Annotated in this window: 13 protein-coding genes and 2 riboswitches; of the genes, 6 read left to right on the top strand and 7 right to left on the bottom strand. The window is 69.2% G+C overall.

Annotation, left to right across the window (positions count from 1 at the left end):
- Positions 1–52 precede the first annotated feature (52 nt).
- The 4 genes from MRS60_RS08505 to MRS60_RS08490 are packed head-to-tail and all read right to left on the bottom strand — an operon-like array spanning position 53 to position 7,124.
- Positions 53–1,138, bottom strand: coding sequence for an ATP-binding protein (locus MRS60_RS08505; protein WP_243564516.1), 1,086 nt, complete (start codon positions 1,136–1,138; stop codon positions 53–55).
- Positions 1,135–4,944: a cobaltochelatase subunit CobN gene (gene cobN / locus MRS60_RS08500; protein ID WP_243564515.1), complete on the bottom strand. Its 3,810-nt coding sequence runs from the start codon at positions 4,942–4,944 to the stop codon at positions 1,135–1,137. The genes MRS60_RS08505 and cobN overlap by 4 nt, the downstream gene beginning before the upstream one ends.
- A 6-nt stretch (positions 4,945–4,950) precedes the next feature.
- The gene (cobW, locus tag MRS60_RS08495; RefSeq protein WP_243564514.1) at positions 4,951–6,039 is read right to left on the bottom strand and encodes a cobalamin biosynthesis protein CobW; all 1,089 of its coding nucleotides are present in this window, start codon (positions 6,037–6,039) and stop codon (positions 4,951–4,953) included.
- Between the two features lie 26 nt (positions 6,040–6,065).
- On the bottom strand, positions 6,066–7,124 hold the full coding sequence (locus MRS60_RS08490) for a HoxN/HupN/NixA family nickel/cobalt transporter (protein ID WP_034184158.1): 1,059 nt from the start codon (positions 7,122–7,124) through the stop codon (positions 6,066–6,068).
- 187 nt (positions 7,125–7,311) lie between these two features.
- A riboswitch (cobalamin riboswitch) is annotated at positions 7,312–7,575 on the bottom strand.
- Between the two features lie 125 nt (positions 7,576–7,700).
- A riboswitch (cobalamin riboswitch) is annotated at positions 7,701–7,937 on the top strand.
- A 110-nt stretch (positions 7,938–8,047) separates the two neighbouring features.
- Between MRS60_RS08490 and cobA the strand changes: the two genes are divergently transcribed.
- Genes cobA through MRS60_RS08470 form a run of 4 tightly spaced genes read left to right on the top strand, consistent with a single transcriptional unit; the run spans position 8,048 to position 11,175 of the window.
- The gene (gene cobA / locus MRS60_RS08485) at positions 8,048–8,857 is read left to right on the top strand and encodes a uroporphyrinogen-III C-methyltransferase (protein ID WP_243564513.1); all 810 of its coding nucleotides are present in this window, start codon (positions 8,048–8,050) and stop codon (positions 8,855–8,857) included.
- Positions 8,854–9,231, top strand: a complete 378-nt coding sequence (locus MRS60_RS08480; protein WP_243564512.1) for a cobalamin biosynthesis protein — start codon at positions 8,854–8,856, stop codon at positions 9,229–9,231. The genes cobA and MRS60_RS08480 overlap by 4 nt, the downstream gene beginning before the upstream one ends.
- 34 nt (positions 9,232–9,265) lie before the next feature.
- The gene (gene cobO, locus MRS60_RS08475; protein ID WP_034184156.1) at positions 9,266–9,868 is read left to right on the top strand and encodes a cob(I)yrinic acid a,c-diamide adenosyltransferase; all 603 of its coding nucleotides are present in this window, start codon (positions 9,266–9,268) and stop codon (positions 9,866–9,868) included.
- A 2-nt stretch (positions 9,869–9,870) separates the two neighbouring features.
- Positions 9,871–11,175 carry a cobyrinate a,c-diamide synthase gene (locus MRS60_RS08470; protein ID WP_243564511.1) on the top strand — a complete coding sequence of 435 codons (1,305 nt, stop codon included), beginning with the start codon at positions 9,871–9,873 and terminating at the stop codon, positions 11,173–11,175.
- Between the two features lie 86 nt (positions 11,176–11,261).
- Here MRS60_RS08470 and MRS60_RS08465 read toward each other — a convergent pair whose 3' ends face one another.
- From MRS60_RS08465 to MRS60_RS08455, 3 genes are all read right to left on the bottom strand, one after another.
- Positions 11,262–11,507: a type II toxin-antitoxin system ParD family antitoxin gene (locus MRS60_RS08465; RefSeq protein ID WP_131947032.1), complete on the bottom strand. Its 246-nt coding sequence runs from the start codon at positions 11,505–11,507 to the stop codon at positions 11,262–11,264.
- A gap of 127 nt (positions 11,508–11,634) precedes the next feature.
- Entirely contained in the window at positions 11,635–12,174 is a 540-nt protein-coding gene (bamE, locus tag MRS60_RS08460; protein ID WP_034184279.1) for an outer membrane protein assembly factor BamE domain-containing protein, read from the bottom strand.
- A 169-nt stretch (positions 12,175–12,343) separates the two neighbouring features.
- A complete protein-coding gene (locus tag MRS60_RS08455; protein WP_243565584.1) occupies positions 12,344–13,507 on the bottom strand; it encodes a M20 aminoacylase family protein in 1,164 nt (387 codons plus the stop codon).
- 343 nt (positions 13,508–13,850) lie between these two features.
- Between MRS60_RS08455 and MRS60_RS08450 the strand changes: the two genes are divergently transcribed.
- Both MRS60_RS08450 and MRS60_RS08445 read left to right on the top strand, forming a co-directional pair.
- Complete coding sequence (locus MRS60_RS08450) at positions 13,851–14,924, top strand: type IV toxin-antitoxin system AbiEi family antitoxin (protein WP_243565583.1); 1,074 nt, start codon at positions 13,851–13,853, stop codon at positions 14,922–14,924.
- Positions 14,893–15,798, top strand: coding sequence for a nucleotidyl transferase AbiEii/AbiGii toxin family protein (locus MRS60_RS08445; protein WP_243565582.1), 906 nt, complete (start codon positions 14,893–14,895; stop codon positions 15,796–15,798). Before MRS60_RS08450 ends, MRS60_RS08445 begins: the two co-directional genes overlap by 32 nt.
- The last annotated feature ends 48 nt before the right edge of the window (positions 15,799–15,846 follow it).

Below are 15,846 nucleotides of genomic sequence, written 5' to 3'. Positions count from 1 at the left end.
GATTGCCATCGAGGACCGCGAACGGCGTTCGCGGCGGCGCCGACTCGATGGCTCAGCGTTTTTTTAGCGGCAGCGGCACGACGCTTTTCACGTCGCGCAGCCCGGCGGGTTCGGGCGGCAGATAGCCCCAGTCGCCCTGCGATGCTGCGGTGTCGTTCTTCGTCGCTCCCGATTGGTTCTCCGGCCGCTGGCGCGCATCCGGCGGCGAGCGATCGTCACGTTCGTCACGTTCGCGGTCCGGCTGCGACGCGCCGGAAGATGACGGCGCACCCGCGTGGCGCCGGTGCCGCAGCACCGCTTCGGCCACACGCTCCACATGCGACACCGTCACCGCATCGGCCCGTTCCAGCGCGGCGAGTGCGCGCGCGGCGCGCAGCATCACGAGATCGGCGCGCAGCCCGTCGACGGCCGCGTCGATGCACAGCGCACTGACGCGCGCATGTACCGCATCGTCGAAATCGAGCCTCGCCAGCCGCGCTCGCGCCGCATGAATCCGGTCGCCGAGTTCGCGCTGCGCGGCTGCATGACGAGCACGGAACGCATCCGGATCGAGATCGAATGCAAGCCGCGCCTTCACGATCCGCTCGCGCTGCGCGGCATCGAAGCAGTTCTCGATCTCGACCATCAGCCCGAAGCGGTCGAGCAACTGCGGACGCAGTTCGCCTTCCTCGGGATTCATCGTGCCGACCAGCACGAAGCGCGCGTCATGCGCGTGCGATACGCCATCGCGCTCGACGATGTTCACGCCGCTCGCGGCGACGTCGAGCAGCGTATCGACGAGCCCGTCGGCGAGCAGGTTCACTTCGTCGACATACAGCACGCCGAGATGCGCGCGCGCCAGCAGGCCCGGCCTGAAGCGCACGCCGTTTTCGGCCAGCGCATGTGCGAGATCGAGCGTGCCGGTCACCTGTTCGTCGCTCGCCGACAGCGGCAGCGTGACGAACTGCCCTTCGGGCAGCAGCTCCGCGAGGCCGCGCGCGGCGGTCGATTTCGCGGTGCCGCGCGGCCCGCTCACCAGCACGCCGCCGAGCGACGGATCGATCGCGGCGAGCAGCAGCGCCTGCTGCAATGCATCCTGCGCGACGAGCGCCGCAAACGGAAAGACCGCGCGCGCGCGGTGCAGCGTCGGATCGGTCATCGCCGTCCTCCTTCCTGGAGTTGTTCGCTTTCGAGCCAGACCGCTTCGATCCGCTCGCGATAATCGTCCGGCTGCTGCCACAGGCCGCGCTGCATCGCCTCGACGAAGCGTTCGCAGATGCCGTGCAGCGCCTTCGGGTTGTGCCGTTCGAGGAACGCGCGCGTGTCGTCGTCGAACAAGTATGCGTCGGCGACGAGTGCGTACTGGTGGTCGGACAGCACGCGCGCGGTCGCGTCATAGCCGTACAGGTAGTCGACGGTCGCGGCCATTTCCGCCGCGCCCTTGTAGCCGTGGCGCTTCACACCGTCGAGCCATTTCGGGTTGACGACGCGCGAGCGGATCACGCGCGCGATCTCCTCGCGCAGCGTGCGCATCTTCGGCGCGACCGGGTTCGCGTGGTCGCCGTGGTAGATGCTCGGCTGCTGCCCGGACAGGTGCCGCACGGCCGCCGTCATCCCGCCCTGGAACTGGTAGTAGTCGTTCGAATCGAGGATGTCGTGCTCGCGGCTGTCCTGGTTCTGCACGACGACGTCGATCGTCGCCAGCCGCTCGCCGAACACGTCGGGTGCGGCGTCGCCCGCGCTGTTCTGCGCGTACGCATGCCCGCCCCACTGGCGATACGCATCGGCGAGATCGGCGTCGGTCTGCCAGCGGCGCTGGTCGATCAGGTCCTGCAGGCCCGCGCCGTAGCTGCCCGGCCGCGCGCCGAACACGCGCCAGCCGGCGCGGCGCCGCGCTTCGTCGGGCGCCACGCCCTGCGCGATCCATTTCGCGCGTTCGCGCTCGATGCGCGCGCGGACCGGGTTCAGTTCCTCGGGCTCGTCGAGTTCGGCGACGGCCTGCACGGCCGCGTCGAACAGGTGCATCAGGTTCGGGAACGCGTCGCGGAAGAAGCCCGAGACGCGCAGCGTCACGTCGATGCGCGGCCGGTCGAAGATCTCGATCGGCAGGATCTCGAAATCGGTCACGCGATGGCTGCCATGCGCCCATTTCGGCCGCACGCCGAGCAGCGCGAACGCCTGCGCGATGTCGTCGCCGCCCGTGCGCATCGTCGCCGTGCCCCATACGGACAGGCCGATCGCGCGCGGATAATCGCCGTGATCCTGCAGATGGCGCTCGATCAGCTGCTGCGCGGATTTCAGGCCGAGCGACCACGCCGCCTGCGTCGGCACCGCGCGCGTGTCGACCGAGTAGAAGTTGCGGCCGGTCGGCAGCACGTCGGGGCGGCCGCGCGACGGCGAGCCGCTCGGCCCCGGCGGCACGAAACGGCCGTCGAGCCCGCGCAGCAACTGGCGCATTTCCTCGCCGCCGCATGCGTCGAGCGCAGGCATCAGCGTCGAGCGGACGCGTTCGATCACCGCGAGCGTATGCGGCCATTCGCCGGGCGGCGTCGCATCGGTACGAGTGTCGCCCGACACGGCCGCGCACAGCCCGTCCAGCCATTGCTGCGCGAGCCGTTCGAGCCGCTCGCGCGTATCGCCCGCATGGCGCCACGGCGATGCATCGAGCGCCTGCAGGATCGCCGGTCGCGGGCCCGCCCACGGTGCGGCCCAGTCGGCTGACAGCGGATCGAAATCGTCGCCGAGCATCAGGTCGCGCGCGAGCGCGCCGATCAGCCCCGCGCGCTCTTCCTTGCCGTCGCCGACCGGAAAGCGTGCGAGCGCGAGCAGCGTGTCGCGCCGCTGGCGATCGGCCGGCGACGCGCCGAACACATGCAGCCCGTCGCGAATCTGCGCTTCCTTCAATTCGCACAGCCACGCGTCGACGCGCGTCAGCAGCGCATCCTCGTCGCCCGCGTCGCGCGGCGGCGATACGCTCAGTTCGTCGTGCAGCCGGTGTTCGGCGATCGTCGCGAGGATCGTCTTCCTCAGCAGCTTCGCGCGCCGCGCATCGACCATCAGCGCTTCGTAGTATTCGTCGACCTGCCGCTCGAGATCCTGCAGCGGGCCGTAGTTTTCCGCGCGCGTGAGCGGCGGCATCAGGTGATCGACGATCACCGCCTGCGCGCGGCGCTTCGCCTGGCTGCCCTCGCCCGGATCGTTGACGATGAACGGATACAGGTGCGGCAGCGGCCCGAGCGTCAGGTCGGGCCAGCATGCGTCGGACAGCGCGACGCTCTTGCCCGGCAGCCATTCGAGGTTGCCGTGCTTGCCGAGATGGATGACCGCGTCGATGCGATACGCATCGCGCAGCCAGAAATAAAACGCGAGATACGCGTGCGGCGGCACCAGATCCGCGTCGTGGTAGCTCGCGTAGTCGTTGTCGCCGCGCGAGCGCGACGGCTGGATGCCGACGAACACGTTGCCCGCGCGCCAGCCCGCGATCGTGAAACGCCCGTGGCGCAGCGTCGGGTCGGCTTCGGGCGGGCCCCAGCGCTCATTCAGCGCATCGCGCACGGCTACCGGCAGCCGCGCGAAATGCGCGACGTAGTCGGCCAGCGCGAAACTCTGGAACGCCGGACGCAGCGCATGCACGGCCGCGTCGTTGGTCACGCCTTCGGTGAGCCGCGCGATCAGCGCGTCGCCGTCGGGCGGCAGGTCGGCCACCGCGTAGCCCGCATCGCGCAGCGCCGCGAGCACGCGCAGCGCGGACGCCGGCGTGTCGAGCCCGACGCCGTTGCCGATCCGCCCTTCGCTTTGCGGATAGTTCGCGAGGATCAGCGCGACGCGCTTGCTCGCGTTGTCGAGCGTGCGCAGCCGGCACCAGCCGCGCGCAAGCGCCGCGACGAACGCGATCCGCTCCGCATCCGGCTGGTAGCGCACGACGTCGACCTCGGTGTGCGGGCAGCGATACGCGAGCCCCTTGAAGCTCACCGCGCGCGTGACGATGCGCCCGTCGACCTCGGGTAGCGCGATATGCATCGCGATATCGCGCGCATGCAGGCCCTGGTTGTCGGCCACCCACGCGTCACGATTGCCGCCGGACAGGATCACCTGCAGCACCGGCGCGTCGCCGGCGAGCACGTCCGGTTCGGCGGCATCGATCGCGCCGGCCGCGAACGCGGTCGTGTTCAGCACGAGCGCGACGCCGTGCGTGTCGCAGAGCTGCGTGATGACCTCGCGGCTCACCGCGTCCTTCAGCGACGTCACCGCGATCGGCAGCGGATTCAGCCCTTCCTGAACGAGCGCATCGGCCAGCGCATCGAACACGGCCGTGTTCGCGGCCTGCCAGTGCGCGCGATAGAACAGGATCGCGACGACCGGCGCACCCGGCGTCCAGCGCGGCCGCCAGTCGTCGACGCTCGCGCGGTCGCGCGCCGGGTGATACAGCGCGGCCGCCGGCAACGGGCGCGGCGGCTCGGGTTCGTCGCCGAAGCCGAGCGTATGGAACGCGATGCTGCGCAGCAGCGCTTCGGCGTTGTGCACGCCGCCTTCGCGCAGGTAGCGCCACCACAGCCGGCACAGGTCGGGCGCGACCGTGCTTTTCGCGACGAGGTTCGGGTCTTCCTGCAGGTCGCCCGAGAACATCGCGAGCTGCTGGGCACGCTTCGACGCGAGCGACACGGCCTGCTCGATCCCGTACGGCCAGTACGCTTCGCCGCCGAGATGATCGATCACGACCGTCTTCGCGTGGCGCAGCACGTCGTCGACATAGAAGTCGACGGACGCCGGCTGCCGCAGGAACGTCACGTTCGCGAGCCGCACGCTCGGGAAGCCGGCCGGCAATTGCGGCACGACGCTCGCGAGCAGCGACAGCGTCGTGTCGGCCGAACTCAGGATCACGATGTCGGCCGGTTGCTGGTCGATCCGGACGACGCCCTGCGTATCGTCGACGAAGCCGCCCGGCGTGGTGCGCAGCAGATGCATCGTGCGTTACGCCTGTTGCGGCTCGGCCGCGCACGCGGCGTCGAACGCGCGTTGCAGCGCGGCCGCGTCGAGATCCTCGCCGATCAGCACGAAACGGCTCGCGCGCGTTTCGCCGTCCTGCCAGCGGCGGTCGAAATAGCTGTCGAAGCGGCGGCCGACGCCCTGGATCACGAGCCGCATCGGCGCGCCGGGCAGCGCGGCGAAGCCCTTCGCGCGGTAGATCGTGTGCGCTTCGACGACGCGCTGCAGCGCGGCGATCGTCGCTTCGCGCGAGCCCGCGTCGCCCGACACGACCACCGAGTCGAAATCGTCGTGATGGTGATCGTGATCGCCGTCGCCGGCCGAGCCGTGATGGTCGTGGCGCAGGTGAATCGTTTCCTCCGACGCCGATTCGAGCCCGAGCAGCATTGCAAGATCGAGTTCGCCGCGCGTCGCGCGCACGATCTTCACCTGCGGCGGGATCTCTTCGCGGATCGCGGTTTCGATCTGCGCGAACTGCGCGTCGCCGACGAGATCGGCCTTGTTCACGATCACGAGATCGGCGGACGACAGCTGGTCGGCGAACAGCTCGTGCAGCGGCGATTCGTGGTCGAGGTTCGGGTCCGCACGGCGCTGCGCGTCGACGGCCTGCGGGTTTTCCGCGAACTGGCCGCTCGCGGCGGCCGGCCCGTCGACGACGGTCACGACCGCGTCGACCGTGAAGCTGTTGCGGATCGTCGGCCAGTTGAACGCCTGCACGAGCGGCTTCGGCAGCGCGAGCCCCGACGTCTCGATCAGCACATGGTCGATGTCCGCGCGGCGCTCGACGAGCGCTTCCATCACCGGATAGAACTCTTCCTGCACGGTGCAGCACAGGCAGCCGTTCGCGAGCTCGTAGAGCTGGCCCGACGCTTCGTCCTGCGCGCCTTCTGTCTCCTCGCAGCCGATGCCGCAGCCCTTGAGGATTTCGCCGTCGATGCCGAGCTCGCCGAATTCGTTGACGATCACCGCGATGCGGCGGCCTTCGGCGTGCTGCAGGATGTGGCGCATCAGCGTGGTCTTGCCGCTGCCGAGAAAGCCCGTGACGATCGTGACGGGCAGCTTGCGTAGGGTCATGGAATATCCAGGGTCGTAAGGGGGAGTCAGGCCGAGATCGTCACGTCGATCTCGTCGTAGCGCTTTAACCGGTAGATCAGGGCCGACACGAGCCAGCATGCGAGGAACAGGCCGATCACGACGTAGCCGAGCATGCCGAAGTGCGACGCCACCATCGACGCGAAGCCCCATACCGGGCCCTGCAGCGACAGCTTGTCCGCGAGCAGCGCAAGCACCTCGATGCCGCCGATCAGCGCGGCGACCAGCACCGACACGAAGGTGATCGTCATGTTGTAGTAGATCTTGCGGATCGGCCGCACGTACGCCCAGCGATACGCGCCCATCATCAGGATGCCGTCGGTCGTGTCGACCAGCGTCATGCCGGCGGTGAACAGCATCGGCAGCGCCATCACCGACCAGAACGACAGGCCGCCCTGCACCTGCGCCGCCGAGATGCCGAACAGCGCGATCTCGGTCGCCGTATCGAAGCCGAAGCCGAACAGGAACCCGACCGGATACAGGTGCCAGCTGCGCGACACGAGCCGGAACAGCGGACGGAACAGGCGCGCGAGCACGCCGCGCTGGTTCAGCAGCAGGTCGAGATCGGCGTCGACGATCGGCTCGCCGCGCCGCGCGGCGCGAAACGTCCGGTAGACGGAAATCAGGATCAGCAGGTTCGCGATCGCGAGCACCAGCAGGAAGAACGCCGACACGCTCGTGCTGATCACGCCGCCCCACGCTTTCATGCTCTCGAAGCGCGCGAGCGACGCGGCCGTGAGCGCGACCACGACCGACATCACGATCACGACCGTCGAGTGGCCGAGCGAGAAGAACAGGCCCGCGCCGAGCGGGCTGCGGCCCTCCTGCATCAGCTTGCGCGTGACGTTGTCGATGGCCGCGATGTGGTCGGCGTCGACCGCATGGCGCAGCCCGAACACGTACGCGAGCAGCGCGGTGCCGAGCAGCACGGGCTGGCCGTGGAAGGCGGCGAACGCCCAGATCCACGCGCCTGCGTTGAACGCGATCAGCAGCGCATAGATCGCGACGATCTTGCCGCGCAGCCCGGACGGACTGTCGTTGAACAGGCGAAACAGCGAATCGAGCATGACGCTCCTTTGCGAACGGTCGACATGAAGAATGCCAACACGGCCGTCGCTGCTCGCCCCGTGCGGTCCGGCCCTTCATCGCGCCGGATCATGCGCACTCGCGCAGGCGGTCGGACGACGGGAATCGGGAAACGCTCGGGTGTCGGGCACGCTGCGGCCGTGGACGATGCGCCGCCTCCCCGCGGCGCTGAACCCCAACGTTTAGGCCGGTATCCGGGCTGACGAACACGCCGCTTCGCCTTCCCGGATGCGCAGGGCATCCAGTGGCGGTCGTCCGCATGCGCGCGGCATGCGGCGAAGCGGCGCTGCATCGAGGCGGGCACGATGCGTTCGCTTACCGTTGCGGGGGCAGCACAGGTTGGCTCGACTGCGACGCAGGCAGGCTCCCTGTTTCCCGTTTAACTGCACGCGCCGGAGGGCGCGCGCGAGCACCAAAACGCGTGCGAGTGTAGGTGGAGCGGGCGGGAGCGTCAAGGCGGCACGGGCCGCCGAACGGCGCCTTGCATGGCCGCCGCGCCATGCCGGAGGCGGCTTCCGGCATCGGCGAAGCGGGTTAGCGCGGGCGGCGCGCTGTGCTATCGTAGCGCCGCGTTCGGTGCTCGCACGCGCATTCCGCGCATGCAGTTAAACGGGAAACAGGAGGCGGACCACCGCCCGGCCTGTGCTGTCCCCGCAACGGTACGCCGCCCGCGCGACGCGCTTCCCCGCGCACGCGCCCATGCCGCCCACGATGCCACTGCCCTTCAGCCGGGCGGGAAGGCCGCGGCCTGGCAAGCGGCCAGCCCGGATACCGGCCGACGCAAGGGGCGAGCCCGACGCTCGCCGAACGCCCGATCCGCGGGGGACGGATGGGGTGCGCATTCCACCCGCGTTCGCGCGGGCTTCGCCCGATCCGTCATGCATTGCCTGTCCGCCGGCCGCCGATGTGCCGCCCGCCTGCCCCTTTCCACTGTTTCGACACGGTGCGCGCCGTGCCGCGCGCGATGAGCCGCGCCTGGCTCATCGGCGCCGGCCCCGGCGACGCCGACCTGCTGACGCTCAAGGCCGTGCGCGCGATCGGCGCGGCGGACGTGCTGCTCGTCGACGATCTCGTGAACCCCGACGTGCTGCGCCATGCGCGCGCCGACGCGCACATCGAGCATGTCGGCAAGCGCGGCGGCCATGCGTCGACGCCGCAGGAAGCGATCGTCGCCGCGATGCTCGCGCACCTGCGCGCCGGCCGCAGCGTCGCGCGGCTCAAGGGCGGCGATCCGTTCGTGTTCGGCCGCGGCGGCGAGGAACTGGCCGCGCTCGGTGCGGCGGGTTTTCCGGTCGAGGTCGTGAACGGCATCACCGCGGGCATCGCCGCGCCGGCCGCGCTCGGCATTCCGGTCACGCAGCGCGGCGACGCGCAGGGCGTGATCTTCGTCACGGGCCACAGTGCAGGCGCCGACGAGCCCGACTGGCGCGCGCTGGCGGCCACGCGCATGACGATCGTGATCTACATGGGCATCCGCCGGCTCGACGCGATCGCGGCGGCGCTGCGCGACGGCGGCCTGCCGGGCGATACGCCGTGCGCGGCGATCGAGAACGCGACGCGCCCCGAACAGCGGCACGTGCTCGCGACGCTCGACACCGTCGTCGAACGCGTCGGCGCGACCGGCATCGGTTCGCCGGCGATCGTCGTGATCGGCCGCGTCGCGGCGCTTGCCGACGATCCGTCGGTGCGTGCGGCGCTCGGCGGCGGCGCATGATGCGCGTCGCGCTCGGCGTCGGTTTCCGCGCGGGCGTGACGGCCGCGCAACTCGATGCCGCGATTCGCGCAGCGCTGGTGCTCTACCCTGCTGCCGAACCGGTGCTCGTCGCGACGCTCGCCGACAAGGCGCGTGCCCGCGCGCTGCGCACGCTGTGCGCGCGACGCGGCTGGCCGCTCGTCGCGTTCGACGCGGCGCAACTCGCGAGCCGTCCCGAACTGGCCGCGAGCGGCCCGTCGGACGCCGCGCTTGCACGCTTCGGCGTCGCGGGCGTGGCCGAGCCGTGCGCGCAGCTCGCGGCGCCGCACGGCCGGCTGCTCGGCCCCAAATCCATCCGGGACGGCGTGACGGTCGCACTCGCCGGCCCGCTCTGAACCCTTTGTTTCGCTTTCGACAGGACGATTCCCGATGAAGACCGATTCCGAATCCCATCAGCGGATGGCCGAGCGCCGCCGTGCCGGCCACGAGAAGAAGCAGGCCGCCGCCACTCATGAAAAAGGCCTGCTGATCGTCCACACCGGCAACGGCAAGGGCAAGAGCACGGCCGCGTTCGGCATGGCCGTGCGCGTGCTCGGCCACGGCATGCGGCTCGGCGTCGTGCAGTTCATCAAGGGCGCGCTGCACACGTCGGAACGCGACTTCCTTGGCGCGGTCGCGGAATGCGACTTCGTGACGATGGGCGACGGCTATACGTGGAACACGCAGAACCGCGACGCCGACATCGCGACCGCGCGCAAGGGCTGGGACGAGGCGCGCCGGATGATCGAAAGCGGCGACTACCGGATGGTGATCCTCGACGAATTGAACACCGTGCTGAAGTACGAATACCTGCCGCTCGACGAAGTGCTCGCGACGCTCGTCGCGCGTCCGGAGTCGGTGCATGTCGTCGTTACCGGGCGGCATGCGCCCGATGCGCTGATCGACGCGGCCGATCTCGTCACCGAAATGCGGCTCGTCAAGCATCCGTACAAGGAGCAAGGCGTGAAGGCGCAGCGCGGCGTGGAGTTCTGAGCGTGCCGGCCTGCCCCGCGCTGTTCGTCAGCGCGCCCGCGTCCGGCCAGGGCAAGACGTCGGTGACGGCCGGCCTCGCGCGGCTGCACCGCCGGCTCGGCCGCCGCGTGCGCGTGTTCAAGACCGGGCCCGATTTTCTCGATCCGATGCTGCTCGAACGCGCGAGCGGCGCGAGCGTGCATGCGCTCGACCTCGGGATGGTCGGCGAGGCCGGCTGCCGGGCGCTACTGGCCGAGGCCGCGCGCGATGCGGACCTGATCCTGATCGAGGGCGTGATGGGGCTGTTCGACGGCACGCCGAGCAGTGCCGACCTCGCGGCCGCGTTCGGCGTGCCGGTCGTCGCGGTGATTTCCGCGAAGTCGATGGCGCAGACCTTCGCGGCAATCGCATTCGGGCTCGCGCGGTTCCGGCCGGGGCTGCCGTTTCACGGCGTGCTGGCGAACCGCGTCGGCTCGGCCCGGCACGCGGAATTGCTGCAACAGGCGCTACCCGTCGACCTGCGCTGGCTCGGCCACGTGCCGGCCGATGCGGGCATCGCGCTGCCGGAGCGGCATCTCGGCCTGCACCAGCCGGCCGACATCGACGATCTCGACGCGCGGCTCGAACGCGCGGCCGACGTGCTCGCGCAGACGGCGCTCGCCGAATTGCCGCCTGCCATCGCGTTCGCGGAACCGGACGTGGCAGCGCCGCTGCCGCGCGCGCTCGCCGGCAAGCGGATCACGGTCGCGCGCGATGCGGCGTTCTCGTTCATCTATCCGGCGAATCTCGCGCTGCTCGATGCGCTCGGTGCGCAGCTGCGGTTCTTCTCGCCGCTCGCCGACGAGCCGGTGCCGGACGATTGCGATGCTCTGTTCCTGCCGGGCGGCTATCCGGAACTGCATGCGGCGACGCTCGCGGCGAATGCCGAAACCGCGCGGACGATTCGTGCGCATGCGGCTACGGGCAAGCCGATCGTCGCGGAATGCGGCGGGATGGTGTATCTGTGTGAATCTCTGACCGACGTGGACGGCGCAACGACGCCGATGCTGGGCCTGCTGCCGGGCCACGCGACGATGCAGCGCCGGTTCGCGGCGCTCGGCATGCAGCAGCTCGATACGCGCATCGGGCCGATGCGCGGCCATACGTTTCATTATTCGCGGCTCGCGACGCCGCTGGAACCGGTCGCGAACGCGGTGCGCCCCGACGGCGCGCCGGGCAGCGGCGAAGCCGTCTATCGCCGCGGCGCGATCGTCGCGACGTACATGCATATGTACTGGCCGTCGAATCCGGATGCGGTCGTGGCGTTGTTCAGCGGAGAAGCGTTCTAGATTGCTCGATGCCGCGCCCGGATCGAGACGGCACAGCTGATTCGAGATCCAGCTCGGCCAGCGGAGTCAGCCGAAGCTGTCTGCCTTTAACCGCCATGCGTTGTCCGCATGCGGACCAGGAAGGCCTCGCTGGCAAAGGCATGGGGCTCCCCCGATGCCTCGCCGGCCTTCAGCGCTTCCTGCAACGCACGGATTTGCGTTTCGTGTGACTCGAGGAGCCGCAAACCGGCTCGGACGACGTCGCTTGCGGAACTGTATCGCCCCGATTGCACTTGAGCGTCGACGAATTCGGCAAAGTGGTCGCCCAGGGAAACGGATATGTTTCGCGACATGAGTCACCTCCTCTTGAATGCGAGCACCATATACCAACGTTCGGTACATTTAGCATTTGGCATTCAGCTGCAGTGGCAGCCTTGCCGATGTCCGGCCTGCGTCACATGCGTTGCGTCCTTCGTCAGGTCAGTTTTTTTCGCGGCCCGGCGCTTCCGAACGCGAAGTCCGGATCACGGACCCCTCGGGCGAGAAATGCGCATTGAACATCGCGTCGCCCGATACGCCGCCCTCGGCCCAGTGCCAGCTCCACACCTCTTCATGGCTCAACGCGTATTGCGCGACCTCGGTCGGCTTGCCGAGCAGTTGCCGCACGTCGTCCTTCGACATCCCGGGCACGACCTTCGCGATGTTCGCCGCCGTCAGCGCCTGCGTGATCGACACGAGCCGGCCGTCGGGCCCGAAATCGAGCATGTAGGTGCTCGTGCCGTACGGGCCGCGCGGATACTCGAACCGCTGCGAGCCGTCGTCACCCTGCCTGACCATCTCGGGCTTGCCAGCCTGACGGAGCACGTCCTCGGTCGTCGAGACGCCCGGCTGCAGCTTGCCGAACGCCATCGGATCGGGCTTGATCGCGTTCACCGCGTCGGCCACCTTCTGGTCGTCGCACCCGGCCGCCAGAACGCCGACCGCACAGGCCGTCAGCACGGTCAGAAGCTGTTTTCGCATTTCGTCCACACCTGTATTCATCGAGCCGATTCGGCGTCGCGCGCAGCGTAGCACGCGGCCTGTCCCGCCGATGTCAAGGAGCGTCAAATCGAAGTGCAGCCTGCGCGCGTCCGGTTTCGTGGACACGGACGCGCATGCGCACACCGTGCGGCGACCGCCGCGTCGCCCGTCAAACCAGGAACGCCTCGGCCAGCTTGACCCAGTACGACGCGCCCGTCGGCAACGCCGCATCGTTGAAGTCGTAACCGGGGTTGTGCACCATGCAGCCGCCCTCACCGTCACCGTTGCCGATGATCAGGTAGCAGCCAGGCCGCTTCTCGAGCAGGAACGCGAAATCCTCGCTGCCGGTAAGCGGCACCATCCCGTCGATCAGGTTTGCATCGCCCACCCACTCGCGCGCGACGTTGCGCGCAAACGCGGTCATTTCCGCATCGTTGACGAGCACCGGGTAGCGGCGCTGGTAGTCGATCGTCGCGGTCGCGCCGAACACGGCCGCCTGCGCATGCACGACCTCCTTGATGCGCGTCTCGAGCAGGTCGCGCACCTCCGGTTTCAGCGCGCGCACGGACAGGCGCATCTGCGCGCGATCGGGAATCACGTTCGGCGCGTCGCCCGCGTGGATCGCGCCGACCGTGACGATCGCCATGTCGAGCGGCGACACGTTGCGCGACACGATCGTCTGCAACGCCAGCACGATCTGCGCGCACACGACGACGGGATCGATCGCCTTGTGCGGCACCGCGCCGTGGCCGCCGCGGCCCTGCACGTCGATGACCACGGTATCCGACGACGCCATGAACGGCCCCGGCAGGAAACCGAACTTGCCCGTCGGGAAGCCCGGCATGTTGTGCATCGCGAAGATCGCGTCGCACGGGAACTGCTCGAACAGCCCTTCGTCTAGCATCTTCTTCGCGCCGCCGAGCCCTTCCTCGGCCGGCTGGAAAATCAGGTTCAGCGTGCCCGAGAAGCGGCGCTCGCGTGCGAGATGCTTCGCGGCCGCGAGCAGCATCGCCGTGTGGCCGTCGTGGCCGCATGCGTGCATCTTGCCGGCGATCGTGCTCTGGTACGGCAGGCCCGTCGCCTCGTGGATCGGCAGCGCATCCATGTCGGCGCGCAGGCCGAGGCGCTGCATGCCGTTGCCCAGCTTCAACTGCGCGACGACGCCCGTGCCGCCGAGCCCGCGATGCACCGTGTAGCCCCACGACTGCAGTTGCTCCGCGACGAGGTCGCTCGTCGCGAATTCCTCGAAGCCCAGTTCGGGGTGAGCATGGATGCGGTGCCGGATCTCGATCATTTCGTCGGCGAGGCCTGCGGGAATCACGCTGTGCGTCACGGTGTCGTCTCCTGTGTGCCGTGGGGAATGTGCAGGCAAGGATAGACGGTTCACCGGCAACCGTGCAGACGGAAAGTCGTCACGGCAGCAACCGATGGTTGCCATACCAGGGCACGGTGCGCGATAAGTGCGAGCTGGCCATGCGGACGACTGCCGCACACGATCCGGACACGTGAAACTGTGCATTCCGCATCGATTTTCCGTGCATGAGGATCCGGCGATGGCTACTCAGACATCTGAAATACAACCTACACATCAAAGACTTGCGGATATTTGTTCACTTTTTGACGTTTGTACATTTTTTGTGTACGCTGACAAAGAAGTGAACAAGCGATCGCCTCTGATGCCCGAGAACGCTCTCCTCCCGCTGTCGGAACAGCATGTGCTCGACGAAGCCTGCGCCGCGTTCGAACGCGCGACCCGGCGCTTCAGCGCGCGGCCCGTGCGCGTGCCGGCCGCATACAACGCGCATGCCGACGCGATGATCCGCTTCGACATTGCCGGGCAGGCATTCGAGATGCCGGTCGCCGTGAGCCTGCGCGTCGAATCGCTGCCGGGCGCGCTCGCGGAATTGCGCCGCCGCGGCGGTGCTACCGCGATGCCCGGCGAACGGCCGCTGATGCTGGTCGCGCCGTATCTTTCGGCCGAACTGGCCGCCGGCCTGACCGACCAGGGCACCCCGTTTCTCGACACCGCCGGCAACGCATGCCTGATTCAACCGGAGGCGACCGTGATGATCGCGGGCCGGCCGAAGCCCGCACGCACCCCGCGCCGGCAGGCGTCGCGCGCGACGACGCCGAAGGGACTGGCCGTGATGTTCGCACTCGCGACGCAGCCGGGCCTCGTCGCGCAGCCGTATCGGGGGATTGCCGCCGCGTCGGGCGTCGCGCTCGGCACGGTCAATCTCGCGATGGACGATCTGATCGCGCGCAGCCTCGTCGGGCAGCGCCGCAACGGCGAGCGCCTGATTCCCGACTGGCCGCGCTTCGTGCAGGAATGGGTCGCGCTGTACCCGAGCCGCTTGCGCGCGAAACTGTCGAGCCGACGGTTTGCCGGCCTCGCCCCCGACTGGTGGCGCGGCTTCGATTTCGCGTCGTTCGATGCGCAGCTCGGCGGCGAGCCGGCGGCCGACCTGCTGACGCACGACCTGAAACCGGCCGCGATCACCGTCTATACGCACGGCGCGGTGTCGAACCGCCTGCTGCTCCAGGCCCGCCTGCGTCCGGACGAGCGCGGCGACGTCGAAATCCTCGAAGCGTTCTGGCCGCGCACGCCTGCGCTCGACTGGCGCAAGCAGGATGTGCCGCTCGTGCCGCCGCTCCTGGTCTACGCGGATCTCGTCTCGTCCGGGGACAGCCGCAATCTTGCCGCCGCCGAACGGATCCATGACCGATACCTCGCCCATCCGCCCGCTTGAAGTCGATGCGCGCCGGCCGCTCGAGCCGGCGGCGGTCGCGCTGCTGCAAGCGGTCGGCAGCGCCTGCGCGCGTCTCGACGCGGCGTTCGTCGTCGCCGGCGCAACCGCGCGCGACATCCTGATGTGGCATGTACATGGCATCCGGCCGGTGCGTGCGACGCGGGACGTCGACGTCGCGGTGTGCGCGGTGAGCTGGCCGTTCCACGAGCGGCTCGTCGATACGCTCGTCGCGACCGGGCAATTCACGCGCGCGCCGAAGCAGCAGCAGAAACTGCTGTTCGAAAGCGGAACGCACGGTTTTCGCACCGAACTCGATCTCGTGCCGTTCGGGCCGCTCGAAACGCCGCCGGGAGAGATCGCGTGGCCGCCGGGCGGCGAATTCGTGCTGACCGTGCTCGGGTTCCAGGAAGCGGTCGACACGGCGCAGCCGGTGTCGATCGACGCACGCACCGTAGTGCCGGTGGCCAGCCTGCCGGCGCTCGCGCTGTTGAAGTTGCTCGCATGGAAGGACCGGCGCGCGCGCCAGAACAGCGACGCGTACGACCTGCTGTTCCTGCTGCGCAATTATCACGACGCCGGCAATCGCGAGCGCATCTGGGAGGCCGCGCCGGACCTGCTCGAGGCGCATGCGTTCCAGCCGGGCCTCGCCGCCGCCGCGCTGCTCGCGCGGGATGCGAAGCGGATTGCTTCGCCGCACACGCGCGACGCCATTCGCGCGCTGTTGTCCGACGCAGCGACTTACGCGGCGCTCGGCCAGGATCTGCTGGCACGCGCGTTCGCGCAGTTGTCGGGCGAATTCATCGATGATGCCGACCGGTATCTCGACGCGTTCCGCAACGCGTTCCTCGTCGATCCTCCCGCACCGCACGCGTGACGCGCCGCTGCGAAACAGCAACGTCATCGCGCTTTCGCCGCACTGCGC

This window comes from Burkholderia pyrrocinia (genome assembly GCF_022809715.1).
GTDB classification, from domain to species: domain Bacteria; phylum Pseudomonadota; class Gammaproteobacteria; order Burkholderiales; family Burkholderiaceae; genus Burkholderia; species Burkholderia pyrrocinia_C.
Note: the sequence above shows the minus strand (reverse complement) of the source record. Positions and strands in the feature narration are given on the sequence as shown.